This window comes from Sphingobium sp. TomMM35A (assembly GCF_054771735.1).
In genome coordinates, this window is sequence record NZ_BSRC01000002.1 from 709,482 (window position 1) to 731,455 (window position 21,974).

General features: G+C 65.7%; 14 protein-coding genes. 10 read left to right on the plus strand and 4 right to left on the minus strand.

All coding sequences use genetic code 11. The annotated features are described in order from the left end of the window. Positions 1-75: 75 nt before the first annotated feature. The 4 genes from ACYU8T_RS16285 to ACYU8T_RS16300 are packed head-to-tail and all read right to left on the minus strand — an operon-like array spanning position 76 to position 1,420. Entirely contained in the window at positions 76-309 is a 234-nt protein-coding gene (locus tag ACYU8T_RS16285) for a hypothetical protein (RefSeq protein ID WP_201516365.1), read from the minus strand. Continuing rightward, positions 284-568, minus strand: a complete 285-nt coding sequence (locus tag ACYU8T_RS16290; RefSeq protein ID WP_247230190.1) for a hypothetical protein — start codon at positions 566-568, stop codon at positions 284-286. Before ACYU8T_RS16290 ends, ACYU8T_RS16285 begins: the two co-directional genes overlap by 26 nt. Further along, positions 561-821 carry a hypothetical protein gene (locus ACYU8T_RS16295; RefSeq protein ID WP_461160302.1) on the minus strand — a complete coding sequence of 87 codons (261 nt, stop codon included), beginning with the start codon at positions 819-821 and terminating at the stop codon, positions 561-563. The genes ACYU8T_RS16290 and ACYU8T_RS16295 overlap by 8 nt, the downstream gene beginning before the upstream one ends. 23 nt (positions 822-844) lie before the next feature. Further along, complete coding sequence (locus tag ACYU8T_RS16300) at positions 845-1,420, minus strand: hemerythrin domain-containing protein (RefSeq protein WP_097093020.1); 576 nt, start codon at positions 1,418-1,420, stop codon at positions 845-847. A gap of 193 nt (positions 1,421-1,613) precedes the next feature. Between ACYU8T_RS16300 and ACYU8T_RS16305 the strand changes: the two genes are divergently transcribed. From ACYU8T_RS16305 to ACYU8T_RS16350, 10 genes are all read left to right on the plus strand, one after another. After that, on the plus strand, positions 1,614-2,204 hold the full coding sequence (locus tag ACYU8T_RS16305; RefSeq protein WP_461160303.1) for an SRPBCC family protein: 591 nt from the start codon (positions 1,614-1,616) through the stop codon (positions 2,202-2,204). Next, complete coding sequence (locus ACYU8T_RS16310; protein ID WP_461160304.1) at positions 2,204-3,397, plus strand: zinc-dependent alcohol dehydrogenase; 1,194 nt, start codon at positions 2,204-2,206, stop codon at positions 3,395-3,397. Before ACYU8T_RS16305 ends, ACYU8T_RS16310 begins: the two co-directional genes overlap by 1 nt. A gap of 15 nt (positions 3,398-3,412) precedes the next feature. Continuing rightward, positions 3,413-4,204 carry an SDR family NAD(P)-dependent oxidoreductase gene (locus tag ACYU8T_RS16315; RefSeq protein ID WP_461160305.1) on the plus strand — a complete coding sequence of 264 codons (792 nt, stop codon included), beginning with the start codon at positions 3,413-3,415 and terminating at the stop codon, positions 4,202-4,204. Between the two features lie 163 nt (positions 4,205-4,367). Next, positions 4,368-7,454 carry a CHAT domain-containing protein gene (locus tag ACYU8T_RS16320; protein WP_461160306.1) on the plus strand — a complete coding sequence of 1,029 codons (3,087 nt, stop codon included), beginning with the start codon at positions 4,368-4,370 and terminating at the stop codon, positions 7,452-7,454. Between the two features lie 5 nt (positions 7,455-7,459). Beyond that, positions 7,460-9,502 (plus strand): CHASE2 domain-containing protein, encoded by a 2,043-nt coding sequence (locus tag ACYU8T_RS16325; RefSeq protein WP_461160307.1) that lies wholly within the window; start codon positions 7,460-7,462, stop codon positions 9,500-9,502. Continuing rightward, positions 9,489-10,202, plus strand: a complete 714-nt coding sequence (locus ACYU8T_RS16330; protein ID WP_461160308.1) for a hypothetical protein — start codon at positions 9,489-9,491, stop codon at positions 10,200-10,202. The genes ACYU8T_RS16325 and ACYU8T_RS16330 overlap by 14 nt, the downstream gene beginning before the upstream one ends. Positions 10,203-10,315: 113 nt before the next feature. Next, the gene (locus ACYU8T_RS16335) at positions 10,316-12,100 is read left to right on the plus strand and encodes a ShlB/FhaC/HecB family hemolysin secretion/activation protein (RefSeq protein WP_461160309.1); all 1,785 of its coding nucleotides are present in this window, start codon (positions 10,316-10,318) and stop codon (positions 12,098-12,100) included. Next, positions 12,100-18,531 carry a histidine kinase gene (locus ACYU8T_RS16340; protein WP_461160310.1) on the plus strand — a complete coding sequence of 2,144 codons (6,432 nt, stop codon included), beginning with the start codon at positions 12,100-12,102 and terminating at the stop codon, positions 18,529-18,531. Before ACYU8T_RS16335 ends, ACYU8T_RS16340 begins: the two co-directional genes overlap by 1 nt. A gap of 77 nt (positions 18,532-18,608) precedes the next feature. Continuing rightward, on the plus strand, positions 18,609-20,000 hold the full coding sequence (locus ACYU8T_RS16345; protein WP_461160311.1) for a multiheme c-type cytochrome: 1,392 nt from the start codon (positions 18,609-18,611) through the stop codon (positions 19,998-20,000). Positions 20,001-20,047: 47 nt separating this feature from the next. After that, positions 20,048-21,973 (plus strand): heme-binding protein, encoded by a 1,926-nt coding sequence (locus ACYU8T_RS16350; protein ID WP_461160404.1) that lies wholly within the window; start codon positions 20,048-20,050, stop codon positions 21,971-21,973. Position 21,974: the final 1 nt, after the last annotated feature.

Consider the following 21,974-nt stretch of genomic DNA (forward strand, 5'->3'; position numbering starts at 1 on the left):
GTTGTCGCATCGTTTTAAGCGCAAAACCGATTCCCAATTTTGCGTACGATGCTCTAGGCGCCGCGTGAAGCCAGATCAGCGTTGCGCGCCTTCGTTGTCGGATCGGGTGCTGGTTTGTGGCTGCACCTTGTCCTGCTTCGTCACGCGCGTGGGTTCCGGATCGCCGCCCCGTGCTGATTTTTCCTCATCGCGTGATCCGACATCCCTCGCCAGATCACCGCCTGCCGCGCTGCCTTGGCCGGGCGCGGGGGGATCGTCATGCAGGTCCGCGTCGTCGCGGCCTTCACTGCGGTTTTGATTTTCGGTCATCATCATCCTGTCCTTGCTGAGCGGCTCCGCCAGAGACGGGGTCGCTGTCATAATCTTCCGGATTACCGCCACCGCCTGCCGCGGCGCCGCTTCCCTCGACCACGCCTGAACCTTCACGCGCCCTGTGGCCGCGATTGTCCTCGCGCCCGGTGGAGAGGGGGAGGGGCTGTGCCGCCTTGATATTGGCGTCCTCATCCCCCTGGTAGATGGGTGGGAGGCCCGGCGAACGCTTGTCCCTGTCCTTCTGACCCTTATCCATCGGACCGGCGCGATTTTTCGCCTGCGCCCTCCTGTCCGGCGCGGCTGTCCTTTTCCTCGCCGCGCCGCGTCATGGTTTCGGGATTATAGTTGGACGGTATGCTGCCCCCGCTCAGCGGGTCGCGCTCCGGTTCCCTGTCCAGCGTTGCGCTTGGCCGCCGCGCCGCGCCCGGAGGCTGGTTTTCCGTCGATATATTGGGATTGCGCGTCTGCTGCGTCGGCACGTCGCGCTTGCTGCGTGTGGGGTCGTTCATCTGTTTTCTCTCCCGGACCAAGCTCAGGCGAGCTTTAGCCCTTCCTGGTTCATGCGGCGCGTCAGCGTGCCGCTTTCCTGTTCGCTCAACGCCTGCTTCAGGCGTGGGAAAAGTTCCTGCTCCTCGCGCCGCATATGCTCTTCGATGTCACGGCGGAACTGGGCGAGCTTGGCCTGAAAGGCGGTGTGGTCGCGCGTCAGGTCGGTCAGCTCGTACAGATATTGCTTCACATAGCCATGGTCGCTGTTGAGCGCGTCGGCTTCTTCCCGCATGCCTGCCTGGCGCATCGCCGCGTAGATGGCGTTTTCCTCCTCCATCGCATGTTTGCCGAGCGCATGCTTGAGTTGGGTCAGCAACATGCTCCGTTTGCCCTTGGCTGCGGGACCTGTGTCACGCAGCTTGTCGAACAGCGCTAGCGTCATCTTGTGCTCAAGCGCCAGCGCCTTGTCCCAATCGCCTGCGAGCGCCGTCGGCGCCTGCACGGCGAGCTTGCGCCCGGCTGCTCCCAGCAGCGCCAGGCCAGCCCCGATACCCGCGCCGAGCAGCGCTTCCCGGCCCGAACCATGGGTGAAACGGTGAAGGGGTGCATGCGCGCCCATGATGATCCTCCATCTGCCTGAATGGACGGACAACGGCCCTCGACACACCCCGTTCCAACCGTGGAACGCCACAAAAGAAAGCGTCTAACGCAGGTTAGCGAGGCGCGTATTTCAGGGGCCGGGAGGGAACGGCGCATGGCCCTGCTGGTTGGCGGGGGATCAGCAGACACCCGAAAATCGAAAGGAGCGCAGCATGGCAGACATGACGCCAGGCCAGCAGGATGACGCCCCGCCCCTGACCGCCAAGCACAAGGAAGAGCGCGCGGCTGCGACGGCTGGCTTGCGTGAAACGACGGGGAGCGACGTCACGGGCAAGACGGTGACGATCAACCGCCCGCGGCAGGAGATTTACGATTTCTGGCGCGATTTTTCGAACCTGCCGCAGGTGATGGATAATGTCGTGTCGATCGAAAAGCTGGATGATCGGCGGTCTCGCTGGACGGTGAAGGCGCCGGGCGGCGGCACGGTTGGCTGGACGTCGTTGGTCACGGATGACCGGCCCGGCGAACTCATCGCCTGGACGTCCGAAGAGGACGCCGATGTCCCCAATAGCGGGCGGATAGAGTTTCGCGATGCTCCCGGCGATCGCGGCACCTGGGTCACCGCGACCATCCTCTATGATCCGCCCGCAGGCATCATCGGCAAGGTGATCGCCAAGATGTTCCAGCGCGAACCGCATATCCAGGCGCGGCGCGACCTGCGGCGGCTGAAGCAGCTGATGGAAACCGGCGAGATCGCCACAGCGGCTCGAACCAAGGCACAATATGAGGAGGAGCAGAACTGATGCGCGCGCTCACCTGGCATGGCAAGCATGACGTCCGTGTGGAAAATGTCGATGATCCCGAGATCATCAATCCGCGCGACGCCATCATCAAGATCACCTCGACTGCAATTTGCGGGTCCGACCTGCATCTATACGACGGCTATATCCCGACGATGCAGAAGGGCGATATCCTCGGCCATGAGTTCATGGGCGAAGTGGTGGAAACCGGCCCCAAATCGACCCTGCAAAAGGGACAGCGCGTCGTCGTGCCCTTCACCATCAGTTGCGGCGGCTGCTTCCATTGCGAGAAGCATCAATATTCCGCCTGCGAGAACAGCCTGCCTGCCGAAAATCAGGAAATAGCGCAGACGCTCTACGGCCATCCGATGGCGGGGCTGTTCGGCTATAGCCACATGACCGGCGGCTATGCGGGCGGCCAGGCGGAATATGTCCGCGTGCCCTTTTCCGACGTCGGCCCGATCGTGATCCCGGACGGGGTCGACGACGACAAGGTATTGTTCCTCTCGGACATCCTGCCCACCGGCTGGATGGCTGCGGAAAACGCCGACATCGAGCCGGGTGACACGGTCGCGGTGTGGGGTTGCGGTCCGGTCGGCCTGTTCGCGGTGCAGTCCGCCTTCCTCATGGGTGCGGAGCGGGTGATCGCCATCGATCATTTCCCCCGCCGTCTGGAACTCGCGCGCAAGTTCGGAGCGGAAACGATCAATTATGAGGAAAGCAAGACCTACGAAGCGTTGATGGAGATGACCGGCGGCATCGGTCCCGATGCCTGCATCGATTCTGTCGGGCTGGAGGCGCATGGCCTCTTCGCCGACAATGTCATCGACCAGATCAAGGTGTCGACCTTCATGGGCACGGACCGCGCGCATTCCATCCGCCAGGCGATCATCGCCTGCCGCAAGGGCGGGCGCGTATCCATGCCTGCGGTCTATGGCGGCTTTGTCGACAAATTCCCGCTCGGCGCCTTCATGCAAAAGGGGCTGACGCTCAAGACCGGCCAGACCCATGTACAGCATTATATGCCCGCGCTGCTCAACGCGATCATGGAAGGCAAGGTCGATACGACCTTCCTCATCAGCCACCGCCTGCCGCTCGAACAGGCTGCGGAAGGATATCGCATGTTCCATGACAAGCAGAATGAAGTGACCAAGATCGTGCTGAAGCCCGGCATGGATCAGGTGGCGACAGCATGAAGTGGAGTAAGCCCCATGTCCGCTCGTAAACTGGCGATCGTAACCGGCGCGTCGACCGGCATCGGCTTTGAACTGGCGCATGTCGCGGCGCAGGAGGGCTATGACCTCATCGTTGTGGCCGACGAACCCTTGATTGAGGCGGCGGCCAGGGACTTCAGCCGGCATGGCACGGATGTACAGGCTGTCGAGGCTGACCTTTCGACCATCGAAGGGGTCGACCGGCTGATCGCGGCTGCTGGCGGGCGTCAGATCGACATTGTGTGCGCCAACGCCGGACGGGGCGTCGGCCACAGCTTTCTGGAACAGGATCTGGACGACTGGCGCAAGGTGATCGACACCAATATCGTCGGCACCATCTATCTGTTGCAGCAAGTGCTGAGGCGGATGGTCGCGCGCAATGATGGCAAGATACTGGTTACCGGGTCGATCGCTGGTTTCATCCCGGGCGCGTTCCACGCCATCTATAATGGGACCAAGGCGTTCATCGACAATTTCGTCGAAGCGATCCGTAACGAGATAAAGGACAGCGATGGCGTAACCATCACCAACCTCATGCCCGGCGCGACCGACACGGAATTTTTCGAGCGCGCGGGAATGGAGGACACCAATGTCGGCGAAATGAAGAAGGACGATCCCGCCAAGGTCGCCCGGGATGGATGGGACGCCATGGTCGCTGGCAAGGCACACATCGTTTCTGGCTGGAAGAACAAGATACAAGTGGCCGCCGCACATGTCGCGCCGCCAAGCCTGATGGCGCAGTTCCACCGCCATCTTGCGGAACCGGACAGCGAGAAGGGAAAAGAATAGCAGGCACCCGACGCCTGTAATTCCCTATCCCTCTTTTACCTTGCGGCAAGCTGGGGCGGCGCTATGAAGGGCGCGCTGGGTCGCGCCATGGGGGGCTTGCACGGATAGATCCGGCGAGGCTGGGGGGAAAGCCTTGCGCGCTATTGGGAATTTGTGTCGGTTATTGGCCGGGCTGGGTGCTCTGGGCCTGTCTTCTGTGCTGGCCGCTCAGCCGGAGCTTGACCGACCGCTGTTGCAGGACAGCTTTCGCATCGGCAGTGGCGGCGGCGCGCTCTGTCAGGCGCAAAGCGTCAATGGCGATCCGGCAAACCGCACCATGTTCGATCGCGCCTGGGCCGTGGTATGCCGCGACGCCGCGCGTCCGGTAGGCCGCATCTACGCCCTGCGGCGGAAAGAGGTCGGCGATGAACAGGCGCTGCTTGAAAGGCTGGCGGCGTCGCGCCGCTCGTCTGTAAATTGCAGCGCACCCGGCGGCATGACCCTGCCAGACATCGGCGCGGCGACGGTACGCAATTGCTCCAGCCAGTCGGGCACCTACCGCATCCTTTCGGCCGAGCGCGGCAAGACGCTATACGTGGCGCAGGGGTTCGCGCCCTATGACACGGTTCTTGATCTTGGCCTACGCACCGTCGTGCTGGGACGCACCGTGCCGGGGAAGATCGACATCGTCACCACAGGCGGCAGCAATGCAGCGGCCTTCGCCCGGATGCAGGCCGCCACCCTCGATCCGCAGACGGTGCTGGCGGAGGGGTATCGCCGAAACGCCTCGGGCAACTATGCCGAGGCCGCCGAATTTTTCGACAGCCTGACCGACCGGCTGGCCCGAGATCCGGAGGCGCAGGCATTGAGCCCTGTCGAACGGGCGAACCGGCGGCACGAATATCTCGTGAATCACGGGTTGCAATTGTCCAATCTTGGCCTGTTCGATCAGGCCGATGCTGCGTTCGCGCAGGCGCGCAGCGTGCCGACAGCCGATGCTGTCCAGCTCCACCTGCGCCGCAATTTCGAAGCGGTGCATCGTCTCAATCAGCAGGACCTTCAGAGCGCGCTTGCTTTGCTCGACCGGTCGCCGGGCGGCGGCATCGCGCTTGCCGCTGGCGCTGATGGCGCGGTGACCCTGCCGAGCGACGTCGCGGCGGAATTGAGCAGCGGCGCGCCTGAAACACGCGCGCTCGGCGTACGTCAGGATACAGGACTGACGCCGGGCGAACGGGCCGCCATACTCGATGCGCAAGCACAACAGCTGCGCGGCACGATCTTGCGCCTGTCCGGCAAGCCCGGGCAAGCGCGCACCGTCCTCGCCCAGGCGCTTGAAGACGTGCAGCGGGTCCGCGGCGGCCGGGTGACATCGATCACCCGCCTGCGCGCGCAGCTGCTGGGCGAGATCGCTCTCACATATGAGGCGGAACGCGATTATGGCGGGGCCGAGGCGCGGCTCAATCAGGCCGTCAGTCTGATCGCCGCCCAATATCCCGAGACGATGGCCCTCAACGGTGCGCGGGCCCGGTTGGGCGCTTTTCTCGTGCGGCGCGGGCGGACCGAGGAAGCGCTGAAAACCTATCGCGCGATTATGACGTCCACCATGGCGAACCGTGGCACGTTGACGGCGATGGCAAATCAGTTGCAGCCCTATTTCACGCTGCTCACATCCGAAATGCCCCGCCGTCCGGAACTGGCGTCCGACCTGTTCGAAGCGTCGCAATTGCTGGTGCGTCCCGGCGCGGCGGAGACGCTGGAACTGCTCAGCCGTGAATTGTCGGCGGGCGATGGAGAGGCTGCGCGCCTGTTCCGCCAATCTGTATCCCTCTCCCGCGACATTGAGCGTGGCCGCATCGCGCTCGCCCAATTGCGTGAAGTGGGAAGGGACGACAGCGCGACCCAAGATGAGGTTGCGCGGCGACAGGCAGAGATCGACGCGCTGGCGACGGACCAGGCCGCAACGCTGACGGCACTCGCCGCCTATCCGCAATATCGCGCCGTCAGTCCGCAAGCGCTGACCCTTGGCGACATGCGCGGAACGTTGAAAGCGGGCGAAGGCTATTACAAGCTCGCGCAGCTTGGCGAGGCGCTTTATGCCCTGTGGATCGACGCGCAGGGGGCAACCGGCTTTCGCGTGCCCGTAAGCGCCAGCGAGGTAGCGCGCAAGGTAGCGGCTCTGCGCGAGACGATCTCGATCGATGTCGCCGGTGTGCAATCCACTTATGCGCTCGACCTGCCCGTGGCCCGCAGCCTCTATCTCGACCTGTTCGGCCCCATTGATGAGCGGCTGAAGGGCGTACGCCATCTGATCTTCGAGCCCGATGGCGCGATGCTGCAACTGCCGGTCAATCTGCTCGTCGCCAGCCAGCCAGGCGTCGACGCCTATGCGGCCCGGCTGGCAAAGGGCGGGGACGAGTTCGACTTTCGTGGCGTCGACTGGCTGGGGCGTGACCATGCGGTAAGCACGGCCTTGTCGGCCCGTGCCTTCCGCGACGCCCGGCTGACATCGCCATCGGGTGCACGGCAAAGCTATATCGGCTTTGGCGACAATGCGCCGCTTGCCGGGCCAAGGCTTGCCGCGCTGACGCGTGGCGCGCTGCCAGGCCAGGGCGACGATTGCAGCTGGTCGCCCGCGCAATGGAACCACCCTATTCCCGCGGACGAGTTGCGTCAGGCGGTACAGTCGGTAGGGTCATCGGGCAGCGAACTTATGACCGGCGCGGCCTTCACGGATGAGGCCGTCAAGGCGCGCGGTGACCTCAACCATTTCCGTATCCTGCATTTCGCCACCCATGGCCTCGTCACGCCGCCACGCGCGGGATGTCCCGCGCGTCCGGCCTTGCTTACCAGCTTCGCGCCAAAAGCCGGGTCGGACGGCTTGCTGCAATTTGGCGAGATATTCGACCTGCGCTTGAATGCGGACATGGTCATCCTGTCGGCCTGCGACACGGCGGGTGCAGCGGGCGCGGAAACGACGCGTGCAGCAGGTCTTTCCGGCGGTGGCGGCGCGCTGGATGGATTGGTTCGCGCCTTTATCGGCGCGGGTAGCCGGTCCGTCATCGCCAGCCACTGGCCTGCTCCCGAAGAATATCGCGCGACCGAAAGGCTGATGGCCGGGCTGTTCGCCGCAGCCCCCGACGAACCGGTGGGCGAAGCGCTGCGCCACGCCCAGCTTCGCCTGATGGACGATGCCGAAACGTCCCACCCCTTCTACTGGTCGGGCTTTGCCATCATCGGTGATGGCGCGCGCCCCCTGATCGCCCGGCGCTGATCAGCATGGCGGCGCACGGCCTGTTGCACCGGGGTGCGCGCGTGATGAGAGATGCGGGGCGGGGGCGGCTTGCCGGAACCGCGCTGTTGCTGTTGCTCGCGTTGTTCATCGCCGGGTGGGACTGGGACAAGCCGCTGGGTGGAGCCGGATCGCAGCGCGAAATCCCGACCGCCGATGCCGAACGCGGCCTGTACGACTGGCGCGCGGCTGCCTTCGCCCCCCGGGTCGAGCAGGACAAGGGCGTGCTGATGGTCGTCTATGACGACCAGACATTGATTGCGACGCGTAAGCGATCGCCTTTGGATCGCGGCCTCCTCGCGCGGGCACTTCGCAACCTGGACAGCATGGGCGCGAAATCGATCGGGATCGATATCCTGTTTGATCAGCCGCAGGATGAGGATGGGCAGCTGCTGTCCGCCCTGCATGCCATGCGCACGCCGGTCTGGCTCGGCTACGCCAATTTCGGGGACAATCGCGAACAGATCATCTTCGAACAGCAACAATATCTCGACCGGTTCCTCGCTCAAGCGCGGACCGATCGGGTCAGGCCAGCCAGCATTCGCCTGGAAACGGACAGCGACAATGTCGCGCGCAGCTGGCCGGTCCCGGTGGCGGGACAGCCTCCTTTGCTGTCGCTGGCGATGCAGCCGTCCCGCGCCTTCACCCGATATCGGGGCGCCATTCAATACCGGATGTCACGCGCCCAGGCGGACGGATCGGAAGAGCCGGTGATCCCCAGCCTTCAGATCGACCTCATCGCTGACCCCTCAATGGCGGCTGCGCTGGCGCCTATGGTGCGTGGCCGTCATGTCCTGATCGGCGGCGACATCGTCGATATCGACCAGTTTGAAACGCCGCTGTCCGGGCGGCAGGCGAAATCGACGATGATCGGGCTGGAAGTGCATGCAACCATGCTGGCGCAGTTGCTGGACGGCGCGCTGTTGCCCGCCGTGCCCGGCTGGGCCTTATGGCTTGCGGCGGCGCTTATCGTGCTGGCCGCAGCGCTGACCAGCCTTGCCGATTTGCGATGGTTCTGGCTGGTGCCCGCGCTTGGCTTTCAGGCTGGCGCGATAGCTGGCCTGCCGCTTTGGCTGCAGGCCAGCGGTTGGGATACCAAGGGTCTGCCTGCAGCGGGCTGGGCGCTCGGCTGGGTCATCGCGTTCGCGGCGGTGAGCGCCGCCGCAAGAGCGGTGAATTCGCAACAGCGCCGCTTCGCACAGGCCGCGCTTGGCAAATATCTTCCCCGCGACATTGCCGCGCAAATCCTGGCCGAACCTGAAAAGCTGGCGCTGCATGGTGAAAAGCGGCCGATCTTCACCCTCTTCACGGATCTTGAGGGCTTTACCAAGCTAAGCCATGCGGTGGCGCCGGAAATGGTCGCTCAGTTGCTCAACCGCTATCTTGATATGTTAAGCGACGTGGTGCTGGCCCATGGGGGTACGATTGACAAGTTCGTGGGCGATGCGGTCGTCGCCTTTTGGGGCGCGCCGATCGCCCGGGCGGACGATGGGCGCAATGCCGCGCTTGCGGCTTATGCCATGTGGCAGGCCGGGGAGCGGTTCCGGCAGGACTTGCCACCCGGCGTCCCGCCGATCGGGCGAACCCGGGTAGGGCTGCACCATGGCGATGCGATCGTCGGCAATTTCGGCGGCGAGGGCCGCATCCAATATACGGCGCTGGGTGACAGCATGAACACCGCCGCACGGCTGGAAGCGGCGAACAAGCCGCTGGAAACGTCCGTGCTGGTCTCGCGCGAGGCGGTGGAGCGATCGACCCTCGATTGGTGGCGTCCGATGGGCCGGGTCCGGCTGCGCGGGCGCGCGACCCCGGTCGACCTGTTCGAACCGGTGCCGGACTTTCCGGTGGAAGATCGCGATCTGCTAAGGGCGGCGCTGGCCGCTTTCGATGACGAAAATGCGGACAAACGGACTGAGGCGCTGGCGGGTCTGAAAGCGGTTGCGCAGAAATATCCGGATGATGCGGGACTCGCCAATCTCGTGTATCGCTATGAATATATTGGGGATGGAGGAATTTATGGTCTGGGCTAAGGGGGCGGTCGCGCTTGGCATGGCGGCGGCTCTGGGGGCGGCCCCTGCATGGGCCGACAGCCTGGTGGTACGGTCGTCTGGACCCTCCGCCGGAAGCTATGCGCCAGGCAAGAAGCTGGGCGATGGGGGATCGCTGCTGCTGAAGGCGGGGGACGTGGTGACCCTGCTCGACGCGAAAGGTACGCGGACGCTGCGCGGGCCGGGCCGCTTCAGCGTGGCAGCGGCGGCGGCGACTCCTGCCACCAATGTGACCATGGCCGCGCTGCTCGATACCAAACGCGTGCGGCGGGCGAGGACAGGGGCCGTGAGAGGCGCCGTAGGTGAAGCCCCGGCGGCGACGAAGCGGCCCAGTTTGTGGCTGGTCGATGTCGCGCAGCCTGGCGCGCTGTGCGTCACTGATCCTGCGGCCGTGCGCTTGTGGCGGGCCGATGCCGCAAAGCCGGCAACCGTCCGCATCAGCGGCGGCGGGGCGCAGGCGTCCGCCGATTTCGCGGCCAATGAAGCGATTGCCGCCTGGCCCGCAGCGCTGCCGGTCAAGGATGGCGCGGCCTATCGCATCGATGCTGGTGGACGTTCGACGGATATTCGCTTGGCGCTGCTGGGGGCGGCCGATGCCGGGATCGAGGGCATGGCGTCAGCGCTGATCGCGAAAGGCTGCCAGGCGCAGCTCGACCTGCTGATCGACACGGCGGCGCGCTAAGGACTTGATAAGCGAGCGGGCGGCGGGCACAGCGCCTGCACCCGGACGGTCGCAGCGGCAGGGAAGACAGGCCATAAGGCCGCTTCCCTCCTACTTTGGGGGTTGATACGTCGATGGGGTTTCAGGGGGCAATATCCCGCACGAATGGGCGGGCGCAGTGGGGGCTTGCGCTGGCATTGACGGCGATGGTGCCGACCGCCGCACTGGCCCAGGCGACGCCGCGCGCGCCGACTCGCGAGGAGCTGTCTCCGGGGCAACAGGCTGCCGACGTGGCGGGCGAGGGAAGCCGCCTTCGCGTCGAAGGCGGCGTCGAACGGGCGCCGTGCCCCTTGGCCGATCCCCGTTTCGCCAACGTCACCGTGAACTTTGCCGATGTGCAGTTCGACGGCCTGCGCGGCGTCGATGCGAGCATATTGAAGGATAGCTGGCGCGATCTGGCCGGGCGCGACATTCCGATCGCGAGCCTGTGCGAAGTGCGCGACCGGGCAGCGACGGCGCTCCGCCAACTGGGCTATCTTGCGGCCGTGCAGGTTCCGCCGCAGCGGATCGAAAAGGGCGGCACTGTCCGCTTCGACATATTGATGGCCCGGCTGGTCACCATCGAAGTGCGGGGCGACGCCGGCAGGAGTGAAAAGCTGATCGCCGCGCATATGGAGGCGCTGAAGGGTCAGCCACTGTTCAATGTGCATCAGGCGGAACGGCACCTGCTGCTGGCGCGCGACTTGCCCGGCTATGATGTGCGATTGGCATTGCGGCCCGCCGGGACAGCGCCGGGCGAGGTTGTTGGCGAGGTGCAGGTGATTCGCCACCGGGTTGAGCTGGACGTCAATGTCCAGAACCTCGGCAGCAATGCCGTCGGCCGCTTCGGCGGTCTGGCGCGTGTGCGCTTCAACGACCTGACCGGCATGGGCGACAGCACGCTACTCAGCATCTTCAACACCGTGCAGCCCGACGAGCAGACGGTATTGCAGGCGGGGCACAGCATGGCGCTGGGCAGCGACGGTCTGCGACTGTCCGGCGACTTGACCTTTGCCTGGAGCAAGCCGGATATCGAGGGGCTCGACCTCAAGTCCGAAACCATGATCGCGACGGCGGCGCTGTCTTACCCGCTGGTGCGGCGGCAGGTGCATACCCTGCTGGCGAGCGGCGGGCTTGATGTCGTCAATCAGGATTTACGCGTCGGTTCCTTGCCCTTGTCCCGCGATCGGCTGCGGGTGGTATTCCTGCGGCTGGAAGGCGAAGCGATCGATGCTGACAGTCTGGTTAGCACGGCCGGCTATTCGGGCGTCGAACCCAAATGGCGGATCGGCGGAAATCTGGAGGTGCGTCAGGGCCTCGCCGGTCTGGGCGCGAGCGAGCCTTGTGGCGCGGCAGGGGCTTGTATCCCCACTGGCCAGCTGGACGGCGATGCTTCGGCCTTTCTGGTCAGGGCAGGCATGCAGGCGGAATATCGCCCCGCGCCCAAGCTGGCCTTCGCCCTCTCGCCCCGCGCCCAATATAGCCCAGACGCCCTGCTCTCCTATGAGCAGATGAGCGCGGGCAATTATACGGTCGGCCGCGGCTATGATCCAGGCACCCTGACGGGGGACAGCGGCATCGGCTTCGGCGCGGAAATCCGCTATGGACACATCCTGCCGCGCAGCCCGCGCGGCATCGCGCTTCAGCCCTTCCTGTTCTTCGACGGGGCCTGGATGTGGCGTCACAGCAGCGCCTTGGCCGGAAGTAATCCGCAGAAGCTCTTTTCGGCAGGTGGCGGCGTAAGGGCGACCTGGTCCAACCGTGCGCGGATCGACCTCACCTTGGCGACCCCCTTGCGCCGGGCAGGCGTTCAGACCGAGCGCGGCGACACCCGCCTGCTTCTATCTTTCACCACGCAAATCCTGCCGTGGAGGCGTTGATGTCCATGAAGCATAGCACATACTGGCTCTGGACCCTGCTGGGCCGCTCCAGCGCCGTTGCATTGGCGGTCGGTTGCGGCGCTGGCATCGCGCAGGTCAACAAGGCGTTTCAGGGCTCCCCCACGGTGCAATCGGGAGCTGTCGATTTCACGCCGGGGTCGTCAGCTAATACTGAAACCATCACGCTGAATTCTTCCGAGGCGATCATCGACTGGATGCCTGCTGACCCCAACGGTTCAGGTCCTATCGACTTCCTGCCGCAAAACAGCACAGTCACATTCAGCGGCTTTAGCGACTTCACGGTGTTGAACCGCATCCTGCCGACCAATGGCATTCCCACGTCGCGCATCGTGGAACTGAACGGCACGGTGCAAAGCCAGGTTGGCAGCGGTACAGGTGGCAAAGTGTGGTTCTACGCCCCCGGCGGCATCGTCGCCGGTCCGGGAGCCGTGTTCAACGTCGGCTCTCTCGTGCTGACCAGCAACGATATCGATACGACAGGCGGGCTTTACGGAAGCAATGGCGAAATCCGCTTCCGGGGGCCGAGCAACGTCCTATCCTCGGTCGAGCTGAAGCCTGGCGCGCAGATCAACGCCTTGACCAGCGGCAGCTATGTTGCGCTCGTAGCGCCGCGCGTGGTGCAGGGCGGAACGGTCAGGGTCGATGGCGCCGCAGCCTATGTAGGCGCGGAAGCGGCGGACATCCGGATCAACGGCGGCTTGTTCGACATCAGCATCAGCGCTGGCACGACCGACGCCAATGGCGTGGTACACACGGGTAGCACCGAACGTCCGGACTCCACGGCAAGCACTGCCGCGCAAAAAGTCTTCATGGTCGCGGTTCCGAAAAACAACGCGCTTACCATGCTGCTGTCGGGCAATGTCGGCTACGAGGCGGCGGCAAGCGCGGTCCAGAGCGACAGCGGCGTTATCCTGTCGGCAGGTTCCGACGTCACAAGCGGTGCAATCGGCCCGCGCAATGTCACCGGCACGGGCGAGGCGAGCATCAGCATCGGCGGCGGGACCTGGCAGCCCGATGTAGCGGCGCAAGCGTCGGGCAACATCATCGTCCAGCCAAGCGCAGATGCAAACTTCGCAAACGTCAACCTGACGGCGGATCGGGCGATCACGCTGCAATCCGGTGCTGCGGGAGGTATAGCGGCAAGCGGGGCCATTGATTTGAAAGCTGGCGAGGCGATCACCGTACGCGCTGACCAGGGCGGCAGCATCAGCGCGGGCAGTATGAACCTGACTGCCGGGATCGGCGGCGTCGGCGGGGTGATCGACGTTCTGACCTACGGCGGCAGTGCGTTACCGGCCTCCAATGGCCAGATTGCCGTCACGGGCACAATGCGACTGGACGTCGGCGCCGTTGGGCTCGGGGATTTCAGCCTTCCCGTGCTGAACGGCGGTGATGCGACGGGCGGCGACATCAATGTCATCGCTGCGGGCGGATCGATCCGCGCGGGCAATCTGTTCGCTGATGCCGACGCCAGGGCAGGGATCGGCAGCGAAAGCTCAGGCACCGCAACCGGCGGCACCATCACCGTCTCGGCGCAAACTGCCGCTGGGCCGAGTGGCTCCCTGGCAGGCGAGATCGATTTCGGCGGCATGATGCTGAGTACATCGGCGGGGACGGCAAGCTATTCTTCGCAACCTGTAACCGGCGGCAACGCAACCGGCGGGACGATCGATGTGTCGGCCAAGGGCGGCAACATCACCACCGCCTATCTGGACATATATGCCAATGCGTCGGGCGGCGATGCGAGCGGCGTCGCGGGAACAGGGCGCGGTGGCAGCATCACCCTGTCGGCCAGTGCGACAAGTGGCCTGCGTGGCAGCTTCACCGCTGACTGTAGTTTCTATTGCACGATCAGTGCGGATGGCCGTGGTGGCTATGGCGCGAATGGAGCGAACGGCACCGGTGGGTCGGTGCTCGTTCACGCCACTGACGCTGACTTCACAATGGGTAACAACCTGTATCTGCAAGCGAACGGCATTGGTGGCGGCACAGAATATAGCGACGGCGTCGCAGGTCGAGGCGGAGACGGCCTGGGTGGAAGCATAACGGTTGAAAGCCGCGCGGGCGCCGCCGGAAGCGCCGTGATGCGCTTTGGCAACGTCTTTGCTTCGGCTGAAGGCGCATCCACGGAAATGTCGGAAGTCTTCTTGGCAGCGTCGAGCCTTGGCGGATCGGACTTCAATCAGGGCGACGGCGGCAACGGCACCGGCGGAACAGTGAACTTCCTGGTCGCAGGCGGCAGCTTTGAAGCCACCACGCTCTCCGGCGGCGCCTATGGGCGTGGCGGATCGTCCTACGTCAATTGCCCGCAATGTGGTGATGGGGTCACGCAGTTCCGGGCGGGGATTGGGCAAGGCGGCTCCGTTCAGTTCCTGATGACCGGCGGCAATGCAACCATCGCCACGCTGGAATTGGGAGCGGGCGGCACCGGCGGCGAAGCGATGGCGGCCAGCGCGGCGGACGAAGTGTCGAGCCTTGCAGGCGCGGGCATCGGCGGCACCGCTGTGCTGGAGTCGCGAGGCGGCGCGCTGACTACGGACAGCATCATAGTCGAGGCCAACGGGGCGGGTGGCGGCGGCGACCCCTATTCCTACTATAATTATAACGGTCCTAACGGCGCGGATGGCGGCGCCGGCGTCGGCGGCACCGCCCGTCTGCTGACGGGAGCAGGCGGCACTGGCCAGATCATCGTGAGCGAAGACCTTAGCGTCTTGGCGCAGGGCCATGGCGGTGCTGGCGGCGGCGCTGGGTCTGACGGGTCGGGCGGCTTTTACACAGCTGGCAAGGGCGGCAACGGAACGGGGGGCACGGCGGAACTGACGCTGGCAAGCGGCGCATTGACCGCACCCTCGCTGCTGGTGTCCGCCGCAGGCAGTGGCGGCGCTGGCGGCAATAACAGTAGCGATGCAGCAGGCGGTGCGGCTGGTAACGGCACTGGCGGCACGGCACGCGTCGCTTATCTGAACGAAGGCCATGCGATCGGCGCATTGACAGTCACGGCCGCTGGCGAAGGCGGACAGGCGGGTATCAACGGTTACATCGACAGTTTTGACGAAGGCACCGGTGAGCCCATCTACGCTTATGGCGCGGGACAGGGCGGCGCCGGTGGATCGGGCCAGGGTGGCACGGCGGACATGCTGATCGACGTCGATCCCAGCTTCGCCAGCCTGATCGTCAGCGCGGACGGCATCGGCAGTATGGGTGCGACCAGCGGTAGCAGCGGAGCGGGCGGCAATGGCGCAGGCGGCACCGCGACACTCAATATCGGCTTCGGCGCAACCAGCGTCAGCGGTGAGTTGCGCGTGTCGGCATCGGGCTTTGGCGGCGCTGGCGGAACAGCATCGAACGGCGCAGCAGGCCGGGGCGGCGACGCCTTTGGCGGCACGGCGACGCTTGGCCTGACCGGCGGGTCGACGTCTCTTGATGCAGGCGACATCGGCGTGCTGGCGCAAGCCTTTGGCGGATCAGGCGGCGCTGGCAATTCACAGAGTGGACTCGGCCTTGCGGGCGCAAATGGCGGCAACGCGGTTGGGGGAACGGCGCTGCTTGCCGTCGATGGGGGGGGCAGCCTGCTCACCGGCGCGCAATTGATGCTCGGCGGGGATGCGACGGGCGGCGCAGGATCGGCGGGGCTCGACGGTCCCGCAGGCGGCGCTGGTGGAGCGGGTGGCAACGCGGTGGCGGGCGCCGCCACATTGCGGATCAATGGCGGAAAATGGCGAGTAAACAGCAGTTTTTCGTCGCTGCCCGCCTACAGCATCACCGCTGTCGGCCAAGGCGGCGCAGGAGCCGATGGCGGCACGGCGAGCGATCCGGCTCTGGCCAATGGCGCGGGCGGCAGTGGCGGGACCGGTGCTGGCGGCGTCGCTTCATTCGAGGCGAGCGACGCGGATTTCCTGATTGGTCCCCTATCCATCGTAGCGGATGGCGTCGCAGGGCTGGGCGGCGCGGGTGCGCTGGCCGGACTGACCAGCGGCGGCACGGCGCGCCTTACCAATGGAGGCGGTGCAGCGCTGGGCACGGGGGTGCAGCGGCAACTCGCATCGCTGATCATGACAGCCAATGGCGACACCGGCGGCCAGATCAGCTTCGCTGACAGCAGCACGGCAGCAGCGGGCGGCCTGGTCGTCAACGGACCCATGACGCTGCACGCTGCGGGAGCGGTGGTGCCGAGCTTTACCGGCATCAGCTTCGCAGCATCGGGCAATATCGTGCGGGTCGGCGGGGCAACCGATTTCCTGACACAGGGTCCGCTCTCCTTCGCCTTCACCGGCGGCGGTGGGCTGGCGGCGGCGGGCGCGCTGACCGGCTATTCCGGAACAGGCGTAGCGTTCAGCCATGGAGCGCGGGCACAGGGCGCCGACAGCCTTTCGGCGGCGAGCATCTACTTCAACACGCCCGGCGCCATCAGCGCGGCTGGGGCATCGCTACGCTCAGTGGGGCTGCTGACTCTCCTGGCGCGCGGCGGCGACATCGCCTTGACCGGCGGCAGCGCTTTGACGGCGGGCGGCGATCTGCGCCTGTTCGCGCAGGGCAGCGTTGACGGCGCGGGCGGCGATGTCTTTTCCAGCGGGCGGGCAGCGATCGGCCTAGGCAGCAGCACGGGTAGCATCCGCCTTGGGAATTTGTCGTCGGCGGGGCTGCTCGACATGGCAGACGCGAGCGGTAACGCGCTGGGCGGCTCGGGCATGGCAATCGGCGGCGACTTTGTGGTCGGGGGCACGTTGGCGATCGGCGCGGGAAGCGGCACATTATCAGCTGCGCGCATCAACATCGGGACGCTCGCGGTTGGCAGCCAGACACTCAGTGCGGCAAGCGGCGTCCAGATCGGCAACGCGGTGACCAGCGCCGACCTGATCGTCAATGGCAGCCTTCACCTTGGTGGCAGCGACATCGGCGGCTTGCTGCAGCAACGCGGCGCAGTGGCCCAATTTGGCGGTCAGCTACTCGCCGGTGCGATCGACATCGACGCGGGCAGCATCAGCGCCAATGCCATGACCGCGCGAAATGGCGGCCTGTTGCTGCGATCAGCGGGTGCTTTGAACATCGCCGATGCGCAAGCGGCGGGTGGCATTGTTATGACTGCTGCCGGTGCACTCACCCTGGTCAATGTCGCAGGTAACAGCCTGGCGCTAACCGGAGTGGGCATCAGCGCGCAATCGCTGGCTTCGGGTGGCGCGGCGTCGCTGGACGCTGGCACTGGTGACCTTGTGGTGAACGACCTGTTGGCGCAGGGCTCCATCGCCGCGCTGGGCCGGAACATCAGCCTTGGGTCGAGCGGGGGCATGACGATCGCCAATGCGGTCGCCAGTGGCGACCTGATGTTGAACGCCGCCGGATTGATAGCGGTCGACGGCCAGGCGAGTGGGCAGGCCGTAACGATCGGCTCTGGCGACATCGTCATTTCGGCGAACGGGCGGGTAAGCGCCACGGGGCTGTTGCGCTTCAACGCCCTGGGCGCTCAAGCAGCCATTGGCGGCGGTGACACCACGGCAGGTTACAGCCTGTCGGCGGCGGAGCTGGCGCGTGTCTCGGCAGCCGACATCGCGATATTCGGCGCAGGCGATGTGGTCGTGCGCGATGTGACCATCGGCACGAACATCCTTCCGGGCAGCGGCCTTGTGAGCATCGGCGCGGCAGGCCTGCTGCGCGTGCAGGGAGCGGTCGCGATGACCGGGCGCACCGGCACGGGCGGGCTGACCCTGACGGCAGGAGACGCGCTTGAGGTCATAGCCGGGCTCGGGTCGATTGCGGTCAGCGATGGCAATGGCGGGCTAGGGGGCGTGCTGACGCTTGAGGCGCCGTCCATCTACGCTGCCACCGCAGAGGCGATTGCCGACGTGCGCGCGGCGGATTCGCTCGCGGCGCGTGAATTGCGGCTGGCGCAGAATGACGGCCTGGCACTGGAAGCGGGCATGTTGCAGGCCGGGACCATCCGGCTCGCGGCGGCCGACGGCATCTTCATTCAGAATAGCGGGCTTTCGACGAGCTTTGCGGACCGGCGCGGCTTCACCGCCAATAGCTTGATCATCAGCGGCGGAACTAGACGGCCGCAGATCGCGATCAACGGCCGACTGGCGATGAGAGACGGAACCTTTGCCACCGGCTTGGACGTCATCCCTCTGGTGACGGTGAACGGGCGCTTCGCCGCCGGATCGAAGATCAACGGCTGCTTCATCTTGGGCGCCTGCACGACGGTGAGCGTGGATGGCCGTGAGACATTCGAGGGCTTGCTGGACCCGACCGTGGCGGTGTCGCGTACCTTCCCGACCGCGCTGATCGAATTGCGCGACGTGGTGACGGAGGGCTATCCGCCGCTCATTGACGAACCGGTGACGGGCGCGGGCAATGAGGACTTGTGGGATCGTCCCTGCGGCGGCCCAGGGGAACCGGCCTGCGATGCGCAATAAGCGGAAAGAGCAAGCAAAACGGGATTGAAAGGGCGGGGCGGACGCGGCAAGAGCGATCGCGCGCAAGGGGGCGTGTAATGGGGGGCTTCATGGGCCATGGATGGAGCAGGCGCGCGGCCGGCATGATGCTGGGCGCGGTGATGCTGCTCGTCCTGCTGCTGTGCCTGTTGCCCGGTGGCGATCGTGGCGCGGCTGACGCTGCTCCGGCGACGCGCAGCTTCACCGGCGTTGCGTCCTGTGCGGGCTCCACCTGCCACGGCCGCATGGAAGGCGACGGCAAGGTCGTGCGTCAGGATGAACTGATGCGCTGGCAGGAGCCTTCAAGCCCAGGCGGGGCGCACGCCCGCGCCTTTGCCGTGCTGTCCGGCACGCGCGGGCGGCAGATCGCATCGACCTTGGGCCTCGGCGATCCTACAGCGGCGCCCGCTTGTCTCGGCTGCCATTCGACCCCGGCGGCGGCAACGGGCGCGCGGTTCCTGGCGAGCGATGGCGTCGGGTGCGAGGCGTGCCACGGCGCGGCAGGCGGTTGGATCGCGAGCCATTATGCCGTGGGCGCGACCCATGCGTCCAACGTCGCGGCGGGAATGATGCCGCTCGACCGGCCTCAGGCGCGGGCCGCCGTTTGTCTCGACTGCCATTTCGGCAGCGATCGGCCGGGCCAGTTTGTCGACCATCGCATGATGGCCGCCGGGCATCCGCGCGTGTCGTTCGAGCTTGACCTGTTTTCCTCGATGCAGGCCCATCATGACGAGGATGCCGACTATGTCCGGCGCAAGGGGCGGACGGACAGCCTGAAGCTTTGGGCCGTGGGACAGGCGATGGCGGTGGAGCGGGCGCTCACCCTCTATGCCTCTGCCAAGGGAAGCGAAGGCGCGTTCCCCGAATTTTACTTCTTCGACTGCCAGAGCTGCCACCGGCGCATCTATGATCAGGCCGAGCGCAGCAAGACATGGGAAGCGAACCCCGGACGGCCGATCCCGGTGGGCATGCCCCCTTTCAATGATGAAAATATGATCATGCTGTCAGCGGCGGCAAAGGTGATCGCCCCGGGAGCGGCGGGCCGGTTCGACGCGGACAGCAAGGCTTTTCATGCCGCAATCGCGCGGGATCGGGGAGCAGCTGTCGCCGCAGCGGGCAAGCTGGCCGCGAGCGCTGGCGCGCTTGCGAACGGATTTGCGGGCGCAAGGACGAGCGGCGACATGGCGTTCGCCATTGTGAGCGAGATCGCAGGCGGGGCAATTAGCCCGCGCTTCACCGACTATGAAGGGTCGGTGCAGGCAGTGATGGCGATCGACACATTGCTCAACTCCATGGTGAAGTCTGGGCGCGTGACGGTGGGCGCAGCTGCGGGCATCCGGGCGGATGTCAATCGCGCCTATGCAGCGGTCAAGGAGCCCAACAGCTATCAGCCCGCCGCCTTCCGCAGCGCCTTGGGCAGCGCGGCGCGCAGTATCGGAGCATTGCGGTGAGAGGCTTCCGGCACAGGTTGAGCGCGTTCGCGGCGCTGTCCGCATTGATGCTGGCGTCTTGCGGCGGCGGCGGCGGAAATGATGGCCCAAGCGGCGGGGGCAGCCCGACGCCGACGCCTACACCCACCGCCACACGCCTTTATGCCGATCCGGCACAGGAGGCGCTGACGGTCGCCGATGTAGAGACTGTCGTCGCCCACGCCGCAGCTGAGGCGCAGGCGCGCAGCCTCCCCGCGGTCATCGCGGTGACGGACCGGGTGGGCAATGTGCTGGCCGTGTTCCGCATGAACGGCGCGCGCGCGACCGCTACCACCAGCGCCGCGCCCAATGGGCAGAATATCGATGCGCAAAATCTGACGGTTCCGGCCGAGGCGGGCGCGATCAGCAAGGCTATCACCGGGGCATATCTGTCGAGCGGCGGCAATGCCTTTTCGACCCGCACAGCGAGCATGATCGTGCAGGAGCATTTCCCGCCCGCGCCGGGCACGGTGGGTCTCGAAAGCGGGCCGCTGTTCGGCGTGCAGTTCAGTCAGCTCCCCTGTTCGGACCTATCCGCGCGCTACATCTCGTCGGGCGCCATGGCGATGATCGGGCCCAAGCGGTCGCCGCTGGGGTTGGCGGCTGATCCGGGCGGCTTCCCGCTCTATAAGAATGGCGTCGTGGTCGGCGGCATCGGCGTCATGGCCGATGGGGTCTATGGCTCCGATCCCGATGTCACCGACACGGACAATGATCCGGAAGAATATATCGCATTGGCCGGAACGCTGGGCTTTGAAGCGCCCGATAGTATCCGCGCAAACCGCATCTTTGTTGACGGCACGTCGCTTCGCTATTCGGACGCTGCCTATGCGGGGCTGAAGGCGAGCGGCGCGGTCAGCTTCGCCGCTATCAACGGCAGCGCGGGGAGTCTGGTGGCGGTGCGCGGCTATTATGGCGATCCCGCGCCGATGGTGCTGGCGGGCGTCGCCTATGGCAGCGAGCTTTCAGGCGTGCGGGCTTCGCGCGTGGCGGAGTTTTCCAATCGCGACGCCTTCGTGCTGACCGATGGGTCGGGGAATAACCGTTTCCCGATCCGAGCCGCGACCGACGCGGGGGATGTGACGCAGCCTCTGACCGCCGCCGAGGTGACGGCGGTGCTGGAGGAAGCCTTCACAATCATGAGCCGGGCGCGGGCGCAGATCAGGCAGCCGCTCGACAGCCGGGCGCAGGTGACGATCAGCGTGGTGGATACACGGGGCGCGGCTTTGGGCATCGTGCGATCGCCCGACGCGCCGATCTTCGGCACCGACGTCAGTTTGCAGAAGGCACGGACGGCGGCTTTCTTCTCCAGCAGCCACGCCGCGCCGGACCTGCTGGCGAGCAGCAGCGCTGACGTGGCGGCGTTTGTGGGCAAGGCGCAGGCCTTCCTCAACGATCCGGCGGCCTTGACCGGTACCCATGCCTTCACCGATCGTGCGAACGGCAATCTGTCACGCCCCTATTTTCCTGACGGCGAGGTGGGGCGGCCCAACGGGCCTTTCTCCCGCCCCATCGCGCAGTTCAATCCTTTCTCCACAGGCTTGCAATCCGCGCTGGTCGTGGGTGATCTGGCCGCCCATCTTGCCTATGTGACGGGCGCGAGTGCGACCGACACGCCGCAGCGCTGCTCTGCGGTGACCGGCGTCGGCGCGGGCAACCGCATCCAAAATGGCATCCAGATCTTCCCCGGTTCCGTCCCCATCTATCGCGGCAATGTGCTGGTTGGTGCGATCGGCGTGTCGGGTGACGGCATCGATCAGGATGACATGATCAGTTTCCTGGGCGCGCATAATGGCGGCCTGCGCGGCGGCGGCATCGGCAATGCCCCTGCTGCCATCCGCGCGGACCGGATCGTTGTCGACCTGGGCAACGCGTCCGTGCGGCTGCGCTATGTGAGCTGTCCCTTTGCGCCCTTCCTCGACAGTTCGTCGCAAAATGTGTGTCAGGGCCTGTAGC